Raw genomic sequence first — 21182 nt, forward strand, 5'->3', positions numbered from 1 at the left:
AATAAATTGCTGTTTTAACTGACCGAAAGATGAACAACGAGACTAAAACAACTAATAAATCCGGAGGAAAAAACGACGCGCCCAAAGAAACGCCACTAATGCGGCAATATAATACCTTTAAAAACAAATATCCGGATGCAATTTTGCTGTTTCGTGTTGGCGATTTTTATGAAACATTTGGGCAAGATGCCGTTCATACCAGTAAAGCTTTGGGTATTACCCTCACTAAACGACATAATGGCGCAGCCAGCGAAACCGAATTAGCTGGTTTTCCGCACCACGCCTTAGAAACTTATTTGCCCAAATTGGTAAAAGCAGGCTACCGCGTTGCTATTTGCGACCAACTTGAAGACCCCAAGCAAACACAAACTATTGTAAAAAGAGGTGTTACCGAACTAATTACACCCGGTGTTGCCCTTGGCGACGCCATGCTCGATACGGCACGCAACAATTTTTTAGCGGGTGTTTATTATGGCAATAACAACGAATTAGGCGTAGCCTTTACCGATGTCAGTACCGGAGAATTTATGGTGGCACAAGGTAATATCGAATACATTGACAAACTATTGCAAAGTTTTCAGCCAGCCGAAGTATTGTACCCCAAGCCGCGCCGAAACGATTTTAGTAAATTAAACGGCAACCGATTTTATGCTTACGAATTAGAAGACTGGATTTTTTCGCCCGAATTTGGTCGAGACACTTTACAACAACATTTTGCCGTAAAAACATTAAAAGGTTTTGGCTTAGAAGACTGCAATGCCGGAGTTGCCGCAGCCGGAGCCCTCATTTATTATCTGCGCGACACCCAACACCCTAATTTACAGCATATTTCCGGAATTGCCCGCTTAACCCCCGACCGCTATGTTTGGCTCGATAAATTCACCATCCGAAATTTAGAACTCTTACAACCCAACCACCCATCCGGAAAGGCGCTGATTGACATCCTCGACCAAACTATTACGCCTATGGGCAGCAGACTGTTAAAAAAATGGGTTGTGTTGCCACTGCGCGAACTCGCTCCCATTAATGCCCGCCTAAACATGGTCGAAACCTTAGTAAATAACCCCCAATATGCCGAATTATTAGCCACCCAACTCAAACAAATAGGCGATATTGAACGCTTAGTGGCCAAAATACCATTAGGGCGCGTTAACCCAAGGCAAATTGTACAGCTTCACCGCGCATTGCTTACCATTCCGGTACTGCGCAACGCATTTGATGCCTCCAAAATAGCCGAATTACAAAAAATAGCCGACCAACTAAATCCCTGTACGCATTTAACCGAACGTATTGGTCTTGAGCTGCTCCCCGACCCCCCGGCAGCTATCGGGAAAGCCGATACCATTGCTACCGGCGTTAATGCCGAGTTAGACGAACTCCGTCTCTTAAAACAATCGGGCGAAAACTACTTGTTAACTTTACAACAGCGCGAAATTGACCGCACCGGCATTGCCTCACTAAAAATTGGATTCAACAACGTATTTGGCTATTATTTAGAAGTCAGAAACAAATACAAAGACGAAGCCCCCGCCGACTGGATAAGAAAACAAACCTTAGCGAACGCCGAACGATATATAACGCCCGAACTCAAAGAGTATGAAGACAAAATTTTAGGAGCCGAAACGCGAATTTTAGAACTTGAAAATAAAATTTTTGCCGATTTAGTAGCCGCCGTAGCCGAATACATTCAACCCCTGCAACACAACGCTACTATATTTGCCAAATTAGATGCCCTTTTGTCGTTTGCAACAATTAGTCAAAAATATCAATACTGCAAACCCACACTTACTACTAACCAAATACTGCAAATTGAACAGGGACGGCACCCTGTTATTGAACAACAATTAGCTTTGGGCGAGGCTTATGTGCCAAACGATGTTTATTTAGATACCGAGCAACAACAAATATTAATTATAACCGGACCAAATATGGCCGGAAAATCGGCCTTGCTACGGCAAACCGGATTAATAGTTTTGATGGCACAAATGGGTAGTTTTGTGCCAGCAGCATCAGCTAAAATTGGCTTGGTTGATAAAGTGTTTACCCGTGTGGGGGCAAGCGACAACCTGTCGGGCGGCGAAAGCACTTTTATGGTTGAAATGACCGAAACAGCCAGCATTATGAACAATTTATCGGCTAACAGCCTGATACTTCTCGATGAAATTGGCCGCGGCACCAGCACCTACGACGGTATTTCAATTGCCTGGGCTTTAGCTGAGTATTTGCACAACCACCCTACAGCCCACGCTAAAACCCTGTTTGCCACTCATTACCACGAGCTAACTGAGTTGGCAGATAATTTAGCACGAATTAAAAACTTTTCGGTAGCCACTAAAGAGTTGGGAAACAAAGTTGTTTTCCTCCGGAAATTAGTGCCGGGCAGCGCACAACGCAGTTTTGGAATTCATGTGGCAAAAATGGCCGGAATGCCTACCTCAATTGTTCAACGTGCCAATGCCATATTGGCCGAGTTAGAGCAGCAACACGTTGGAGAACATTTGCGCGAACGGGTAAAAGCCATACCAAAAGAACAACAACCCGTACAATTAAGTTTTTTTGACCTTTCAAGCCCGCAATGGGATGAGGTTAAGCGCTATTTAGACTTGCTTGACCTTAATACAATTACCCCAATTGAAGCCTTAATAAAATTAAATGAGCTAAAAAAAATGACTCACTAAATTGTCAGATTAATTATTATGTAGATGAGTTGTTTTATTTCAAAGCAATTAAATCAATTTTTAGCGGTTGTGTGGCCATCATTTTATCCGGAGCCACAAGAAAGGTGTTAGCACTTGTTGTGTTTTTTTCGCTCAGAATTTGTAAATTAACGTGAATTCGGAGCTAAGCTATAAAAAATAGGGGGATTAGTATAGTTGATAGGAATAAAAACAGGAGCATAGTTATCTTTGTAGTGTCCAAAACTGCAAACAATACTACCCCCTGTTTTTATGAAGTCCAAAGATACAAAATTTGATGTGTCCATGTTATTTGAATTATTTTTTTTTGTAGATAATGCCTGTTTGCTGATGCAACAATGGGTTGCTCAGCATTGGCTTAGCGGAAGGTAAAACAATGCCACGCCCTCGTAGTGTGCCCAAAATTTCGGAAAGTGAGATACTTACGATTCTGATTTTCTACCACTATTCGGGCTATAAATGTTTTGAATATTACTATAAAGCATTGGTTTTGAATGACTTAAAGACCTATTTTCCTACTGCCCCATCCTACAACTATTTTATAGAGTTAATAGAACGGGTTGCTCTTCCTATGGCGATTTTAGCCAAATTAACCTGCCAGCAAGCAGAAAAAAACAGGAATTTATTACATAGATGCCAAAGCGCTACCTGTTTGAGACATGCTGCGAGCCAAGCAACATAAAGTTTTTGCTCAAACCGCCTCGAAAGGAAAATCTTCTATGGGGTGGTTTTTCGGCTTTAAGCTCCACCTGATAGTCAATCACAAAGGACAAATCGTGGACTTTGCTTTGACTACAGGACAGGTGGCAGACAATAGTAAAGACCTCTTAAACAAGCTATTAGAGAAAATATCAGGCACATTGTTTGGCGATAAAGGCTATTTGACTACCTTATGGAACAACTTTTTGAAAAGGACTAAAAATAATTACCAAAGTCAAAAAGAATATGAAAAACAGACTAATGTCCTTAGAAGAAAGGCTCTTATTGAAAAAAAAGACCTATGATTGAAGCCATTAATGATATTTTGACCTCGGTTTTTGACTTAGAACATACCAGACACAGAAAACCACAGAATGCTTTTGTCCATATAGTCGCTAGCTTGGTAGCCTATCAGTTTTACCCCAATAAACCTCAAGTAGATCTTGCTAAAATTTACTAAGTAAATCTCCGAACTCACGTTGTAAATTATTATTGTCATCAATTAATGAAAAAATAATTGTATGCACTGGCACTTCTATATATTTACTTACAATAATACGTGTATGAGGTGTTTTTAAGCTGTTGGGGATTTTAGTCTTGTAATAAATAGTAGGTTCGCTTACACTTAACAAATATTTTCCGGGCTTTATGCCATCTATAACTATATTGGTTTGGGCTTTGGTTATATTTTGGTTGTTTAACGAAACTAAAATTGGCCTTTCATCAAACATTTTAATATATAAACTCGAAACTGCCAACTCGTTTGCCAATGTTTGGCCATAAATTGCTAATTGCGTTGCTATAAGGCAAAAGGCTGTTAGAAAAAATAATTTTAGGGAGTTCATTTGATTGTGCTTTTCTTACTTTTTAAAAGTCAAGTTTCGTGCCAAAACAAATGGTTTACTCTCAAAACCAACAAAATCACATGATTAACAGCAAATTACATACCTATAAAGAATAGATTTTACTTAAAAATGACATTTTATTTTTTTATTACCTTAGTTGAAGTTGTGTTAATTAGAAAGTGTGTCTATTTTTGCTTACTTAGTGTATCATTTTAAGTCTTGTTTTTATTGAACAGTAATAAGATAAAAAAAAACTTATCCGGATGAATGAACCGCCGGATAAGCTTATATATTTCACAAGAACAAATTTCTTTCGAAAAAAAGAAACAATTGTTTGCAGTAAAACCGCACTATTTGCTAACTTTCTTATTTAGCCACAGGTAATGCTACCAATGCTTTTAAAGACTCGAACGAAATAGATTTGGGTCGTACTATTGGTAAATTTAAGGCACGGCTCCAAACTAACGAAGCCAATACGCCCATTGCCCTTGAAACACCAAAAAGAACGGTATAAAAATTGTACTCGGTAACGCCGTAGTGCATAAGGGTTGCACCTGAATGGGCATCTACATTTGGCCATGGATTTTTGGTACGGCTTTTTTCGCGGAGTAAATCGGGTGCAACCTCGTAAATTTTCCAAATGATATTTACAATTTCATCATCCGGAAAATATTTTTTGCAATAGTTTAGCTGTGCCATATAACGTGGGTCGGTAATGCGTAACACGGCATGTCCATATCCCGGAACTACTTTGCCCCGGTCAAGGGTTGCGGTTATATAGTCGGCGATTTGTTGTTTTGACAGATTGCGGGTGCCTGTTTTTTCGACCATTTCTAAAACCCAGCGAATAACCTCTTGGTTTGCCAGGCCATGCAGCGGCCCCGCCAATGCGTTCATTCCTGCCGAAAATGCCAAATAAGCGTCTGCAAGGGTTGAACCTACCAAATGGGTTGTATTTGCCGATGCGTTTCCGCCTTCGTGGTCGGCATGAATAGTCATGTACAAGCGCATTAATTTTTTAAACTCAGGGTCGTTAATACCCATCATGTGTGCAAAATTGCCGGCCCAATCCAATTCATTGTTTGGTGCAATATGTTTGCCGTCATGGTAGGTGCGTCTGTAAATATAGGCGGCCAAACGCGGAAGCCTTGCCAATAAATTCATTACATCTTCGTACATGGGGTCCCAGTATTCTTTTCGGCCTATGCTTTTATATTTAGCAAAATACACCGAAGTTGGCTGCATGGCTAAGATGCCTTGGCTAAACTGAATCATAGGGTGGGTATCTAAAGGTAAAGTTTCAAGACCTTTAAATACATAGTCGGGAATTTCGCTTCGGCGCTGCCACTCTTTTGTTATAAACTCAACATCGGTTTGGGTGGGTAAGTCGCCAGTCAGCATAAGGTAAAAAATGCCTTCGGGCAAAGGTTGGTCATCGCCAGCAACTTTAGGCAGTAGCTCAATCAACTGTGGGATGGAGTAACCCCGAAAGCTAATACCTTCGGTTGCAGAAAGTTCGGAGGTTTCGGTAATCATGCTTAAAACATCGCGCGCACCATTTACAACTTGATCAATAGTAACTTGGTCAACAATTTCGTTGCCATACGCTTTAGTAAAAGCGCGCAGCTCTTCGGCTAAGGGTAGTGCTTTTTGGGCGAATTTTGCTTTCAATTGGTCCATAATCCGGATAAATCAGTTAAGAAGAAAAGGGGGGTTAAAACCTACAAGTGGTTTAACTTGTTTCTTTGTGTAAAAAAATAAAATACAAATGCGTATAAAGCGTATGAACTAGGTATTTCGAATTTATTAGAAATCAGTAAAACTGCACTTTAATTTGTGTTAAGGATATAATACATTATAAAACAAAAAATCCGGAAAAAAGTTAAAAAGGTTTACTTAAAAAACTAGTGAGTTTTATGCTATTCCGGTATTTATTTTAAAAAAGGAGCGCAAAGTTAATTAAAACCAAATAATTAATATGCTCTATTACCTCAATTTATTGTCTGTTAAGGTTCTTTTTTAAGCAATAATGGCAAAAATTCATTTAAAACCACAAACAAAAAAGGGTTTAAAATAAAGTAAAATTTTTAATTAGAACTATTTTAACTTCTTAGGGTTTGACGAAGTCATAGTTTAAGACTAAGAATGATATTTTAAATTGGCAAAAAAAAAATCTGAATAAAATTTCATTTTTTTTAGTTAAAAAGGCACAAATCCGGAAAAAGCTCGTAATTTTGTATAACAGTTCAAACATTTCTTCTTTTTAAACTAATTTCTATCGATACAGCTCTACTTAATTGATTAGGTCGCTCAGGCCAAATCATTATTGTTAAAAACATAAATCCGCGTTCATAATGCAAACAAGGATAATTGGCGACAATGAGCTGGTTAAAAGTTATATTGCTGGCGATGAAAATTCTTTGTCCGAGTTAGTAAATCGGTACAAAGATAGAGTTTATACGGCAATTTACATCTTCGTAAAAGATGAATTGTTAGCAGAAGATATTTTCCAAGACACTTTTATTAAGGTTATTGAAAATTTACGTCGTGGCAATTATTACGAAGATGGTAAATTTTTGCCTTGGGTTATGCGCATTGCCCATAATTTATGTGTTGATCATTACCGCAAAACTAAGCGCAACCCTACTATAATTAATAGCGAAGGGCAAGATGTTTTTAATTTTTTGCGCTTCGCCGAAGATACCCCACACGACGCAATAGCACGTATCGAAGCCAGCCAAAAGGTGCGGACACTTATTGAGGCATTACCCTCTGAACAAAAAGAGGTAATAATGCTGCGCCATTATGCCGACCTTAGTTTCAAAGAAATTGCCGACATTACCCAGGTAAGTATTAATACTGCGTTAGGCCGTATGCGTTATGCACTTATAAATATTAGAAAAATGATTTCGGAACAACAAATTGTACTGTAAAATTTCTGCCCCCCCCTCTTCCTGAAAACGCAATTTGCTTTATTTTCTATTCTTTAAAACTAACCGCTATTGTAATCACCATGACAATAGCGGTTTTTTTCATGTAGCTACCTACATAGTACTGCAGGATAAATCAAGGTAAAGGAGATGGCAACCTGTATTTAACCTTTAACGTTTAATTTATAAGGTAATAATCATAAATTTTAATCAAAAATAGCAAGCATGAATATAGTCAGTTGAGGTTTCAGCCCCAATTCATATAAATAAGGCGAACAAGTTTTCAACCTTCATTTATACTTATATTATGTCACCCAATGTCCTTAAACAATTAAATAATTGAAAATCGTAGTTTCCTTTCAAAAAATTTGTTTTTCAATTAAGTTTTGTACTTTTGTTAGTCTTTTTGTTAATAAAAAAATTAAAATAATAGATATGAAAAAAACAATTACATTATTCGCGTTTTTAACAGTTTTAACAATTTTTCCGTTTTTAACTGCATTTAGTCAATGTGGTTGCTCGTCTATTACCTTTTTAGGTGACCCAATCCCATCTGGCTCTGATTTTACAGTAAGTGCCGATATTTGTTTTGGTGGCAACGCCTGCCCCGGCGGTGGTGCCTTTGGCGACAGCTACGGTGTAATTATAAATTTTACCGGCGCCAACGTAACAGCAGCAACGCCAAGTATAACCAACCCAATAAGCAGTGTTACCTTAAACGCATCTGGTGTGGGTACAAACAACATCCAATACGGCAATCCTTTCTTCCCAATTATTCCACCCTTTCACGATGCCGTTCTTGATGGCGCGCAACTTTGCTATACCGTAAGTTTCACCTTCGATGCCTACCCATCTGCATGGTCAGGAGGTGGGCAAGAAGTGGGCAACTGCTTTGGCAATAATCTATTTACCCCCTTCTGCCCCGATAACGCTGGCACGCCAAGTCCGGCCGGCCCACTAACCGTTTGTTTTAACGATGCCTCTCAAACCATAGACGCCACAGGTTTTACCCTTCACAATACCCCAAACGCATGTATAGGCTGGGGCTTGTGGGTGATGAACGACCCACTTGGCGTTTACACCGGCAATCCCGGAGTTTCCGGAATTGGCACCCCGCCATCCGGGGGTGACCCTAACAGCGACCCTAATTTTGATGGCCTCATAGGTACAGGTACAACATTAAATATTCCGGCACTTAACAACGGTGTAACTTATCAAATTTGTGGCTTGACGCTTAGCGATTGCGTAGCAAATCCGGCTCAATACGACCCTACCTGCTTCGATGTTAGTAATGTATGTGTAGAGGTATTTATGAACACACAAATCCAAATTGTACCCATTGCCATTAACTGCGACGAAGACTTTTGTGATGACTGCCTCGAATACAATGTGTTAATAGCCGGAGGCGATGCCGAAGCAAATGGCACTACTTATAGCGTTGATATTGATGTAAATGGCACAGTTACCACCGTAACAGGCGTTAATGATGGCGATATAATAACCATTGGCAACATAACAAACCCAGGCTCGGTACCCGTAGGTGCCGGCACCATAAGCATAACTGTAACCGATGCCGCTGGCTGCACCCAAACCTTTTCGCCATCAATTCCCCTTGATGGAGACGACTACTGTGGAAATACCTGCGGTGCCGATGCCGGAACCGTAACCGTAACCATTACCGGCGACACCAAAGATGCCGGTGTTTACGACGGCTCAATAGACCCTACCTCAACTGTAGGCCCTTTTATTTTGTGTTTTACCGATGGCCTCGAGTTAATGTCAAATATGGACTTTACCGAGCCGCCCACAGGACCCGACCCTGGCATGTCGTATTCTATAAACGAAGGCTTTCCGGTTGCAGCACTACTCGACCAAGACCCCAAATGGACAGGTATATTTTGGACAGGAGAACTAACCATAACCTCAGACCCCTACCTTAATAATACCTACCAAAATACCATGCACCTAATAAGAACCTGCTTTTTAAACGCAAAACAATTCCCCTACAATGGCGACCCCAACGATTTTCCCGATAATACTATTTATTATGTACCCTATGTTGGCGACTGTACCAGTTGCCCCAATTTAGATTCCAACGGCGATGGTTGTTACGACTATAACGGCGCCGTGGGCATAACCTACTTAAACCCCATTATTGCCATAGGCAACCAAACCTGCCGGGGATTAGAACTTACTTTTTTGGGTGGTTATCCCGAATTTTACGGTGGCCTATACACTATTGACCTTATGTCGAACGGAAACCCAATTGCCGAGGACTTAACCACAGGATACGGCGGTAAATTATTGGTCGAAGACCTCAATTACGGCGAGTCTATAGGTATTAGTGTGGTTGACCCACAAGGTTGCGACCAGGTACTACCTATTCAAACTTATATTTTCCAAGAGCCTACCGTGAGTTTTACTGCGATGGACAATGCTTATTGTAGCCAAGAAGCACCAGTTGCATTAACCGGAAATCCCCTACCCGGAACCGCTCCCCCTAATGTGTCTTACACCGTAACCATTTACCGCGACACAGCCCCCAACCAAAACAGTTTTGAAATCACCGACAATACCAATACCGTTGTTTACTCGCGCTCAGGCAGTCAAATTTCTTCGTACCCCAGCTACCCCGAAAATAAAGCGGTATTTAACACCGGGCCTTTACCCGCATCAGGTTGCCCCTACACTTTTAAAATTAATGATAGCGGCGGAAACGGACAAGCTGTGTGCATAAATAACCAAGCAACCGGTGGATACATAATTTACGACAATATATCGGGGCAGTTTTGGCCCCCAACAGGACCCGAAATTGGCAACTGGGGTGCAAGCGATACTTGGCTCTTAGGCTGCCCCCCCGACCATATACTTACCGCCTCTTTTGTAGGCCCAGGTATAACCGACAACACAGACGGCACAGCCACCTTCAATCCTAATATTGCCGGCCCAGGTATCCATACAATTTGTTACAACCTAACTTACGACGGTTTATGCGATTTCCAATCGTGCCAAACAATTGAGGTTACAGCCCAACCCGTTATTAACCCCATCAACGATATTACCGTTTGCTACCCTCCCGGCCAATTATTCAATTTAACCACTATTCCACTAACAGGTGCATTTTTAGGCATAGCTACCCTTGAATGGCTTAATGATAATAGCGGCTCGCCGGGTACACCCGTAGCTAACCCAACAGCTGTACCAACTGGCACCTATTGGCTTAGGGCCACCACAACTGCAACTACCGATGCTACCGAAACGTGTGTAGCTGTAGATCAGTTTAGCGTCATCGTATCAAGCACACCCGTTATAAACCCAATACCCCCACAAGAAGACTGCGAACAATTTGATTTAACAACAACTCCACTTATTGACGCAAATGGGTTAAATTATGCAACTGCCATTATTACTTTTTACGAAGATGATGGAGGAGGAGGTTTAGGTGCACCGGCCACCAACCCAACAACTATATCCGGAGATTATCATGTAATTGTTGATTTTTTTGGATGTGCCGATACTGCTGTCTTCACCGTAACAGTAAACCCAGCACCTCCGGCCCCAATAATTTCCGGAACACTAAATGTTTGCCTAACAAATGCCAGCACTATCTTAGATGCCGGTGCAGGCTACGCAACTTATCAATGGTCGGCATCTAACGGCGGCACCATTAGCGGTGCAACAAACATGCAAACCATTACAGCCACCAGTGCAGGCGATTACACCGTAATTGTAACAGATGCAAATGGCTGTCAAAATACAGCTACTGTAACAGTAGGCACCTTCCCCGACCCTGGCGCGGTTATTATTGGCAGTGCATCGTTTTGCTTAGGGCAATCGACAACCCTTGATGCCGGTGCCGGATGGGCAACCTACAGTTGGGCAGCAACCAACGGAGGCAATATAACAACAGGCACAAACAGCCAAACCATAACAGTTGATGCCTCGGGAACTTATACCGTAACTGTTACCGATGCTGTTACCGGATGCCAAGACATTGCAAGTATTGATGTTACAGAAACAACAGGACTAACCCCAATAATTGGCGGCGACCTATCAATCTGTGTCAGCGATGGCACAACAATCCTTGATGCTGGCTCAGGTTATGCCACTTATACATGGGCTGCCTCAGGTGGGGGCAATATTAGCGGTGGCACAAACGGCCAAACTATTACCGCAACCACAACCGGCAATTATAGTGTTACGGTTACCGATGCCTCTGGGTGCTCGGGCAGTACCACCGTAGCTGTAACGGTTAGCCCCAACCCAACGGCGGCTATTATACCCACTGGCTCAACATATTTGTGCACGGGTGGCAATGTAAACCTAACTGCATCGGGCGGGGGCAATTACAGTTGGTCGCCTGGTGGGCAATCAACGGCATCAATAACCGTAAGCACAGGTGGCACCTACACTGTTACCGTTACTGACCCTGTTAGCGGCTGCACCGATGTTGAAAGCGTAATTGCAACTGAAATAAACGTACAAGCAACGGCAGTAGCCGCTGCACAAAACTGTACCGGCACCGGCACTAGTATCGATGTTACCCCATCAGGCGGTACTGGTGGCGGCTATAATTTTACCTGGAGCGATGGCAGCATTGGCAACGTTGAAGACCCAACCAATTTGCAATACGGCCAAACCTATACCGTTACCGTTACCGATATAACAACCGGATGCTTTATTGTAGCATCGGCCACTACGGTTGCAGCTCCTGTTCAGGCAAGTATTGGCACTACTACCAACGCTACCTGTAATGGCGCTAACGATGGCAGCATAACCATTAATGTAATAGGAGGAAAAGCACCAATTACCTATACTTGGGCTGGCCCCGAAAACCCGGGCAATACCGGCAACGCATCCGGATTAAACCCCGGCGACTATTCCGTAACTGTTACTGATGGTGATGGATGTACCGTTTTACTCGGCCCAATAACCATTACCGACCCTCCTTTGCTAACATGGTCAGTTCCAACCGATATTACGATATGTCCTGGCCAAAGTGTAGTCTTTAGCGATTATAATGGCCCAAGCGGTGGCGGAACCTACTCGTGGTACAAAAACAGTTTTCCACCCACAGGCTTATTAGTTATTGCCGACAACCCAAGCAGCAATACCACTTATTATGTAGTTTATACTGAAGGAACATGCAGCGAACAAACAACCGTTAATTTAATTATTGACGCAGCTCCAAGCTTTACCATCACCGAAAACCCAATACTTGCCTGCCAAGGTAATAATATAATTTTTAGCAACTACAACGGCCCCGAACCTGGCACATTCACTTGGTACGATGCCCCAATACCCGGGGGTAATATTGTTACAAATATTACGGCAAGTACTAATGCGACCTATTATGTATTGTACGATATTAATGGTTGTACTAATACAACTTCTGTTGATGTGCAAGTTACTCCACTGCCTACGCTAACTATTACTCCGCCGAGTACTTTATGCTCAAGCAGTGCCGATGGCAATTCATCAATTAATTTAGACGATTGGATTACGGCAAGTACTCCGGGAACTTGGAGTGGCACAATACCGCCCGGAGCCTCCGGAAGTTTCCCAAATATTGATTTTGACAGTGTTACGCCGGGTGTTTATTCCTTTACCTACACCATAAACGCAGCACCTTGCTCGGCAGTTACAGGCGTAATTAATGTTTCGGTCATAAACTGTCAATGTCCCGATGTTAGTGTTGTTCCTGTTTTAGAAGTTTGTGGCAGCGTAACTCAAGGATTAATTGACCTTACTGCCGAGGCACAACTGACTACCGAGCCGGGCACATGGGTGGTTTTTGACGACAACAACGCCACTTGGCCAGTTCAAATTTTGCCCGGAGCCTTTTTAGACGCAACAAGTGCAACACCTGGCACTTACATTTTACACTACGAATTAGATAATCCCGACCCCGACCCCAATTGCCCACCTTTTGGCGAAACAACGGTAAATGTTTATGCCCCACCTTTTGCCGGTACAGATGCAACACTTGATTTGTGTAGCAATGATAACACCACTTACAATCTAATTAACAGTATTTTTGATGGCGATTTAGGTGGCACATGGTCGCTTGATCCTTCTAGCGATTACAACCCCGGAGCAGCATTTACACCTGCCACCGGCGAACTTAACCCCAATGGTTTAGCAGCAGGTACTTTAATATTTTTATACTCGGTCAACCCAACTGACCCGCTTTCTCCTTGCTTATCGGACTATGCCCTGCTAACTGTAAATATTAGTTTGCCCGGAAACGCAGGCACTGCTACGCCACTAACTACCTGTAATACTGGCGCATCGGTAGTTGATTTATTTGCACAACTTACTGGCGAATCTGCAGGCGGAATATGGACAGTCTCTTCCGGAAGCCCTGGCGCTAATTTTAATGCCGGTGCCGGAACCTTCAACCCTAACGGCTTGTCGGGTGTGTTTGATTTTACTTATAGTCTTGGAGCAAACGGAGTTTGTCCGGCCACTTCAGCAACCGTAAGTATTACGGTAAATATAGCGCCTTCGGCAACAATAACCGCGCCCAATCAAGCTATGTGCAACAGCAGCGGCTATACACCAAATAGCTTAAACTTTACTACTTTAATTACTGCTGGTGACCTTACTGGCACCTGGACGGCCATAACACCTGGCGCGCCGGTAGGTTTCCCCAATGTAAGTTTTGACGGCACCACTCCCGGCGATTTTGTTTATCAATATTGTACGGGCATAGCAGTTGCACCATGTACCAACCCTTGCTATCAGATTACGGTTTCGGTGGTCGATTGCAGCTGCCCTATTGTTGCATCTTTATCCATTCCTAACCAATGCAATGATAATTTAAATTTAGATTTGGATAATTATTTGGCTGTGGGTGCAGCCCCCGGTACTTGGTCGTTAGGTATTACCCCCCCTGGAAGTACTGCAATTATTAATGCGGCTACCGGTGTTATTACCGGATCCGGAACCCCAGCAGGTGCATATCAGGTTATTTACACCTTATCATCACCAAAACCCGGTTGCCCCTCCAGTTCTTCACAAAGTATTACCTTAATTCAAGCCCCATTTGCAGGCAACGATAATTCACAAAGCTATTGCACCGATATTGCTTCAGTTAATTTGATAAGCTTATTGCCCGGAGCAAACCCATTAGGCACCTGGGCATTAATAAGCGGTACTGCTGATGCTGGTGTATTTAATGCGGCTGCGGGAACTTTAAACCCAAGCCTACAAACAACTGCTACTACATTGGTTATTTCCTATACTGTAGCCGGCACAAGCCCCTGTACTGATGCCGTTGGAAGCTTAACCATTTCCATTATTTTAGCTCCGGAAGCCGGAACTGGATCAACTATTGACGTGTGTAGCAACGATAATACCATAGTAAACCTTGGAACTCTTTTGACAGGTGAAGATTTAGGTGGCACTTGGACTTTACAATCCGGAAGTCCAATACCCGGGTCCTTTAATGCAGCAGCCGGAACATTTAATCCCGCTGGCCAGTCTGGAGGCGCTTATGTATTCCAATACGAAGCCGTTGGTTGTGGTCTTACCGATCTGGAAACCGTTACCATTAATATTACGCCTGCGCCCGATGCGGGAGTTGGTGGCGGCACCACGGCATGCAATAACGATGCCACGCCAATAGACCTAACTACGTTGGTAACGGGCTACACCCCCGGCGGCACCTGGGTTAGCGGCAGCAGTTTTACCCCACAAGGGCAAGCTGCGGGCATCTATACTTTTGACTATGTACTTAACGACCCCAACTGCGGCAACGATATAGCCACCGTTACCGTTGAAGTGTTTGCCCAACCCCAAGCCACTGTTACCAATACCGCTACTATTTGCAATGCTGTTGCCGATGGCTCGGTGCTTAATTTTAATGCCTTAATAACAGCAGGTGCTACCAACGGCACTTGGACGGCAGTTACACCCGGCGCGCCTGCCGTAGCAGGTGGCACAGCCGATTTTGACGGCCTAACCCCCGGCACCTACAACTATACTTATACCCTGACAGGTACAGCCCCTTGCAGCAATGTTACCTATGCCGTTGCCGTTATTGTTGAAAACTGTGCCTGCCCAAGTCCAACGACGAGCACACCCCCAGTACTTTGCAACGATGCCGCAACCCTCGATTTATCAACCCTTACCTTGCCCACCACCGACCCAGGTGCGTGGAGTATTGAAAGTCAGCCCGGCGGCGGAACAGCCAGCCTTGTCGGCAACAATTTTGCCGCCACCGGCTCGGCGGCTGGTAATTACGTGGTGCGCTACACTTTGGTTCCGCCCCCCCTTGACCCCAACTGCCCCCCCTATACCGAACAAACCATTACCCTTAATGCCCCGCCAAATGCCGGCACCAATGGCTCAACCACCGCTTGTAACGACCAAGTTGCCCCCTTAGATTTGTTTGCCCTGCTGGGCGGTACACCACAAACCGGCGGCAACTGGACAAATAATAATGGTGCCTCTAATTTTAACGCTGCCTTAGGGAATTGGACTGTTTTAAACCATGCTGCCGGAACATATACCTTCACCTACACAATAATTGGCACAGCCCCCTGCCCCAATGCAAGTGCTACGGTAAGTATTACCATTAGTGCTAAACCACAAGTAGCCCTAACTCCACCGCTATAAGCCCTGCAATACCGCCCCCGAAGGCTCGACGCTTGATTTTAACACCTTAGTAACACAAGGCAGTGGCGGCATCTGGACGGTGGTAACCCCAGGCGCACCCGCCCCTGATGGCGCAGGTATTGCCGATTTTGTAGGCTTGGCAGCTAATAGCCAATGGACTTACGAGTATTGCTTAGACGACCCAAGCGGCACTTGTACCCCAACTTGCCAACAAATAACTATTACCGTACAAAACTGCCTCTGCCCCGATTTGACCATAACCAATCCGGGCAATATATGCAATACTGCGGGAACAATAGATTTGGCAGCCTTAAAAATTACGCCCGAAGCCGGAACGTTTACCATTACCAACGAGCCAATTGGCAGCAGCGTTTCTATTGCAGGAAACACCTTAAATATTTCCGGAACCGTTGCAGGTAGTTATACCCTGACCTTTACCCTTACTACCCCCAAAGCCCGGATGTCCCGATAAAATTGATTTGCCTTTCCAAATTGATGCAACTGTTAATGCAGGCACGCCAACCGATATTGATTTGTGCAGCACCGACAGTAGTTTAGATTTGTACGGCCAGCTAACGGCAGAAACAGCAGGCGGTACTTGGACGGTAGCATCCGGAAACCCAGGTGCCAATTTTAATGCCGGAGCGGGCAGTTTAAATCCATCCGGATTAAATGGTGCTTTCTCGTTTACTTATACCATCAACTCGGCACTTGGCATTTGCCCCTCAGCCAACAGTACGGTGAACGTAAATATTGCCTTAGCCCAAACGGCTTCGTTAAGCGCGGCCGGCGACCAGGTTTGCAACAATACCGCCGATGGCAACGCTGCGCTAAATATCAACAGCTATTTGGCTGGCGGCAGCTATACGGGTGGAACGTGGACAACCGCCGATGCAGGCCCACTACTTACCCCAACCTCGACTTTAACGGCTACGCCCCCGGCACCTACACCTACACCTACACGATTGACAACGGTGCGCCTTGTACCGATGTGTTGTTAGATTTTGAAGTGATAGTTCAGGATTGCTCTTGCCCCGATGTATCGACCACCAAACCTGCCGATGCCTGCAACGATGCCGCTTCTATTGACCTGAATGCCTACAAACTGACTGCAGAAGCGGGCACCTGGACAATTACCAACGCGCCAGCAGGCAGCACAGCTACTATTACCGGAGGCAATAATTTAAACCTTAATGCCACCCCGGCGGGCAATTACGAGCTTACCTTTACTTTGACCACGCCCAAAGCCGGCTGCCCCGACCAATCGGTGCAAACCATTACCATACAAGACGCACCCACTGCCGGCACCGCTGCCGCAACTGCCGTCTGTGTTGGCGATGCCACCCCCATACAACTTAACACCTTACTGACTGCCGAAGATGCGGGCGGCACATGGACACTTGCTACTGGCAGTCCAACACCCGATGCCGGCACCTTTAACGCAGGAACTGGCATATTTACGGCTGCTACTAACGCGGCGGGCGATTATGCGTTTACCTACACCGTTACTGGCATAGCCCCTTGTGCAGCTGCAACGGCTACCGTAACGGTAACAATTGGCAGTTTGGCTGTGCCTACTGCCGTAGTGCAAAGCTTAGCCACTTGTGCAGGCACACCAAATACCGCAGCGTTTGAAGCAATACCCCCGCCGGCGCAACGATTTACTGGTACGATATTAACAACCAAGAAGTTGCAACCGGCAACACCTATGTGCCAACCGTAGCCGGCACTTATACCGCTATTGCCAAAGCCAACTGCGACAGCCAACCAATTACCTTCACTTTAACCGAAATACCGCTGCCGGAGGCTGCCATAATCTTGTCGCAACCAACGATTTGTGTAGGCGAAACGGCTACTATTACCGCCGACGGCATCAGCCCGACCGCCACTTATAATTGGGATGCAGGTAGTTTAGGCGTTTTTACAGGCACAGGCCCTCACGATCTTACGCCTAATAACGTTGGAAACTACCCCATTAGTCTAACCGTTACTGATAATGGTTGTACGGCAAAAGCTAATTTGAGCTTAGATGCTGGTACCGTTAGTATTAAAACCATTGCCGATACCAGTATTTACAAAGGCGAAAGCTTGGAATTGATAACTGAGGCAACTGGTGCTGGTTTAAGTTTTAGTTGGGATGACCCACTTGGATTTATTTTAGATTTATTTGCACAAAGTCCAACCATTAAGCCTACACAATCGGGCAATTATATAGTTACGGCGACTGACGAAAACGGCTGCGAAGCCACAGATGAAGTTTTTGTAACTGTATTACCACCCAACGATGTAATTGTTCCGAATGCTTTTAGCCCCAATAATGATGGCACAAACGATATATTCACTGTTAAAGGTGCTAATATTGCCAGTGTTGATATGGTTGTTTACGACCGCTGGGGTATTTTAGTGTTTGATATGACCAATTTATTACCCGGCGATGGTTGGAATGGCCAGCATAACAATAAAATTTGTGAAGTAGGTACTTATGTGTTTCATGCAAAAGTTACCTATATTGATGGTAAAACGAAAGATGTGAACGGCAATATTACCTTATTGCGTTAGTATAAACTAATTAGTTAGGCCTCGCTTGTTTCGCCTAATGTGTAGTTTTTAAATAGTCCGGATATTTGCAAATAAATATCCGGACTATTTTTTTGTTCTGTACATGTTTTTAGGTTATCCTAATTCTATCACACTTACCCCCGAGCCACCATATTGCGGTTCTTCGTCGCTGATAGACTTGACCGCACTGTATTTACGGGCAATTTCACGGATAGATTGCCTCAAGATACCCGTGCCCAAGCCATGAATAATTTTCAGTTCGTGAACATTATACAACAAAGCTTTATCAATTAGGCTTTCTACCAGTTCAAGGGCTTCGTCTCGGCGCATACCGCGCACATCTATATTGCCATTAAACTCGCTGCGAGCATAAAGGGTGTTTTCAATTCTAATTCCGGATTGTTTTTTAGGTGGAGCTGCTTCAACAACTATTAGTTCTCTTGCCTTAATTTTGGTTCTAAGACTACCGAACTCAACAACAGCCAAGTCTTTACGAAGCTCAACCACTTGGCCAATTTCGGTGCCGGTGCGCAATCGTGCAAAACAGTTTACGGAAACAGGTGCTGTACTATCGCGGTAATAAATATCGTCTTTAAGGTATTCTATGGTTTCGTTCATCCGGGATTTATCTTGTTCAATTTCAGTTTTAATTTTCCGGATAGTTTGTTTTTCGGCGTTATTCTCTTTCAATTCGCGCATTAATTGTTCAAATTTCCGGTTGGTTACCGTCAATTGTTCCAAGGCTTGCTGTTCCGTTTCTAACAGAATTTTCTTTTTTCTTTTATCTAAATCGTTAAACAAGGCATTGTATTCGGTTAAAAGTGCTTCGTAGCGAGCTTCTTTTTCGGCGGCAGCTTGTTCGCGTTCTACAGCCTGTTGCTTTTCGGCACGCAGCGAGTTAAGCAGTTCGTCAAACTCTTTGTAATTGGTATCAACCTTAGTTTTGGCAGTATTTATAATAGCTGTATTTAGCTGGCTTTTTTGTGCCAATTCAAAGGCATAGCTGCTGCCTGGTCGGCCAATTTCTAAGCGATACAAAGGCGATAGGGTGCGAAAATCGAAAGCCATACTGCCGTTAAACACCCCGTTTGATTTGCTGGCGAAAACCTTCAAATTAGCATAGTGCGTAGTAATAATGCCGTAGCAAAATTTCCGGATTAGGTGTTCGAGGATAGCCTCGGCAATAGCACCGCCCAACATAGGGTCAGTTCCGGCACCAAACTCGTCAATTAGCAATAAGGTTTTGTTGTTAGCAAATTCGGTGAAATAGCGCATATTGCGCAGGTGCGAGCTATAGGTGCTTAGGTCGTTTTCAATAGATTGTTCATCGCCAATATCCACAAAAAAATTACTAAAGACAGACATGATTGAATTATCGGCAACCGGCACCAGTAACCCTGCCTGAAACATTAATTGCAGTAAACCCACTGTTTTTAACAACACCGATTTACCACCCGCATTAGGGCCGCTGACAACCAAAATGCGTTCGGCCAACGAAAAATGTAAGTTTAGCGGAATAGTTTTTTTGCCTTGGGCTTTGTTGCGCAACAGCAAAAGCGGGTGGCAGGCGGCAAAAAGTTCTACACTTTTATCTTCCGAAATGCGGGGCATGTGGGCGTTAATGTCCCAGGCAAGCATAGCTTTGGCACGTATAAAATCGAGGTGCGCCATTAAGCGTTGGTGTCGTTTTATTTGTTCGGCGTGCGGTCGTATTTTGGCGGTTAACGTTTGTAAAATCCGGTAAATTTCGCGTTTTTCGGCCAGTTGTAACTCTACTAATTCATTGTTCATGTGCAGGGTTTCATCGGGTTCAATAAACAAGGTATTACCTGTACCCGACTCGTCGTGAACTATACCGCGAATTTTGCGCTTGTTTTCAACGGCTACAGCTACTACCCGGCGGCCATTGCGAATGGTTTCGTAGGGGTCTTTAAGCCAGCCATTGTTTTTAAATTCGGCTAAAAGGGCTACAAATTTTCTGTCAATGTTTTGATAGCAGGCGTTCATGTTTTTCCGGATACTAATTAAACCCGGCGAGGCATCGTTTCTAACACGCCCCTCGTCAGTTAAAATATTCTTAAAATCATTGAGCAAATGGTTTGGTACTTCAACATTTTTAAGTAATTGTGCCAAATTGGGGTATTTTTCGCGTTTTTCGCTGCCTTCTTTGCCAAAATAATGCATCAATGCCATTATGCCCACGCAAGCTTTATACACCCTAAACGCTTGTTGTTCATTTAAAACAGCATTTTCTATTTGTATTAATTTTAATTCTTCGTTGAGGTCAAAATAATACTCTATCGGAAACGGTTGTTCTTCGTTGAAGAGTAATTGTTTTAATTCATTGGTTTGTAAAAGTCGTTTTTGAATTTCGTTTGTATCGGTTAATATTTGTATTTTTTCGACTTCAGCTTTGCCCAAGGGGCTTAAACATTTTCCGGATAAAAGGGATAATATTTTATCAAATTCTAATTTTTGGTATAATTCTTTGGGGTATAAATCAACAGTTGTGTTCATTTTTTAATAACGGGGTGTTTTTTAATTTAATACAATTTTTTCGACGTAGTTTTCGCCTAATTCCTGATTTATAAGTTGGCAGAGGTGCTCGCGCTGCATGTACAATTCATTCCGGATGGGTGCGCTATCAACTTCAATATACAAAGTAGTATCCTTTAACTGCAATTTTGTGGTATGAATGGCAATTATGCGTCCTACAATTTTTTGCCAGTTTGCTTTAATTTGGGCAGCTTTTAATTGATGGGTTGCTCCGTGATTTTTAATAATTTGGCCAAAAATTTCTTTTAAGGTGCGCTCGTTCGACATAGTGGTTG

At 43.6% G+C, this 21182-nt stretch carries 12 protein-coding genes; 8 read left to right on the plus strand and 4 right to left on the minus strand.

Features of this window, described 5'->3' with window-relative positions; all coding sequences use genetic code 11:
* The first annotated feature begins 29 nt into the window (after positions 1-29).
* From mutS to IPI59_15300, 3 genes are all read left to right on the plus strand, one after another.
* Entirely contained in the window at positions 30-2678 is a 2649-nt protein-coding gene (mutS, locus tag IPI59_15290; GenBank protein MBK7528860.1) for a DNA mismatch repair protein MutS, read from the plus strand.
* Positions 2679-3090: 412 nt separating this feature from the next.
* The gene (locus IPI59_15295; protein MBK7528861.1) at positions 3091-3378 is read left to right on the plus strand and encodes a hypothetical protein; all 288 of its coding nucleotides are present in this window, start codon (positions 3091-3093) and stop codon (positions 3376-3378) included.
* A complete protein-coding gene (locus tag IPI59_15300; protein MBK7528862.1) occupies positions 3356-3700 on the plus strand; it encodes a transposase in 345 nt (114 codons plus the stop codon). Before IPI59_15295 ends, IPI59_15300 begins: the two co-directional genes overlap by 23 nt.
* A 141-nt stretch (positions 3701-3841) precedes the next feature.
* On the opposite strand, the gene IPI59_15305 is transcribed toward IPI59_15300, so the two are convergent.
* Together IPI59_15305 and IPI59_15310 are read right to left on the minus strand one after the other, a co-directional pair.
* Positions 3842-4240, minus strand: coding sequence for a hypothetical protein (locus IPI59_15305; protein ID MBK7528863.1), 399 nt, complete (start codon positions 4238-4240; stop codon positions 3842-3844).
* 366 nt (positions 4241-4606) lie between these two features.
* Positions 4607-5920: a citrate (Si)-synthase gene (locus tag IPI59_15310; protein ID MBK7528864.1), complete on the minus strand. Its 1314-nt coding sequence runs from the start codon at positions 5918-5920 to the stop codon at positions 4607-4609.
* Between the two features lie 674 nt (positions 5921-6594).
* Here IPI59_15310 and IPI59_15315 point away from each other — a divergent pair.
* From IPI59_15315 to IPI59_15335, 5 genes are all read left to right on the plus strand, one after another.
* Entirely contained in the window at positions 6595-7173 is a 579-nt protein-coding gene (locus IPI59_15315; GenBank protein MBK7528865.1) for a sigma-70 family RNA polymerase sigma factor, read from the plus strand.
* Positions 7174-7605: 432 nt separating this feature from the next.
* Positions 7606-15792 carry a hypothetical protein gene (locus tag IPI59_15320; protein MBK7528866.1) on the plus strand — a complete coding sequence of 2729 codons (8187 nt, stop codon included), beginning with the start codon at positions 7606-7608 and terminating at the stop codon, positions 15790-15792.
* A gap of 79 nt (positions 15793-15871) precedes the next feature.
* Entirely contained in the window at positions 15872-16264 is a 393-nt protein-coding gene (locus IPI59_15325) for a hypothetical protein (protein MBK7528867.1), read from the plus strand.
* 405 nt (positions 16265-16669) lie between these two features.
* Positions 16670-17515: a hypothetical protein gene (locus IPI59_15330; protein MBK7528868.1), complete on the plus strand. Its 846-nt coding sequence runs from the start codon at positions 16670-16672 to the stop codon at positions 17513-17515.
* Positions 17503-18351, plus strand: a complete 849-nt coding sequence (locus tag IPI59_15335; protein MBK7528869.1) for a gliding motility-associated C-terminal domain-containing protein — start codon at positions 17503-17505, stop codon at positions 18349-18351. The genes IPI59_15330 and IPI59_15335 overlap by 13 nt, the downstream gene beginning before the upstream one ends.
* A gap of 114 nt (positions 18352-18465) precedes the next feature.
* Here IPI59_15335 and IPI59_15340 read toward each other — a convergent pair whose 3' ends face one another.
* Both IPI59_15340 and IPI59_15345 read right to left on the minus strand, forming a co-directional pair.
* Positions 18466-20868 carry an endonuclease MutS2 gene (locus IPI59_15340; GenBank protein MBK7528870.1) on the minus strand — a complete coding sequence of 801 codons (2403 nt, stop codon included), beginning with the start codon at positions 20866-20868 and terminating at the stop codon, positions 18466-18468.
* Positions 20869-20889: 21 nt separating this feature from the next.
* Positions 20890-21174: a DUF721 domain-containing protein gene (locus IPI59_15345; GenBank protein ID MBK7528871.1), complete on the minus strand. Its 285-nt coding sequence runs from the start codon at positions 21172-21174 to the stop codon at positions 20890-20892.
* Between the last annotated feature and the right edge of the window lie 8 nt (positions 21175-21182).

Source organism: Sphingobacteriales bacterium, from assembly GCA_016706405.1.
GTDB lineage: Bacteria > Bacteroidota > Bacteroidia > Chitinophagales > UBA2359 > BJ6.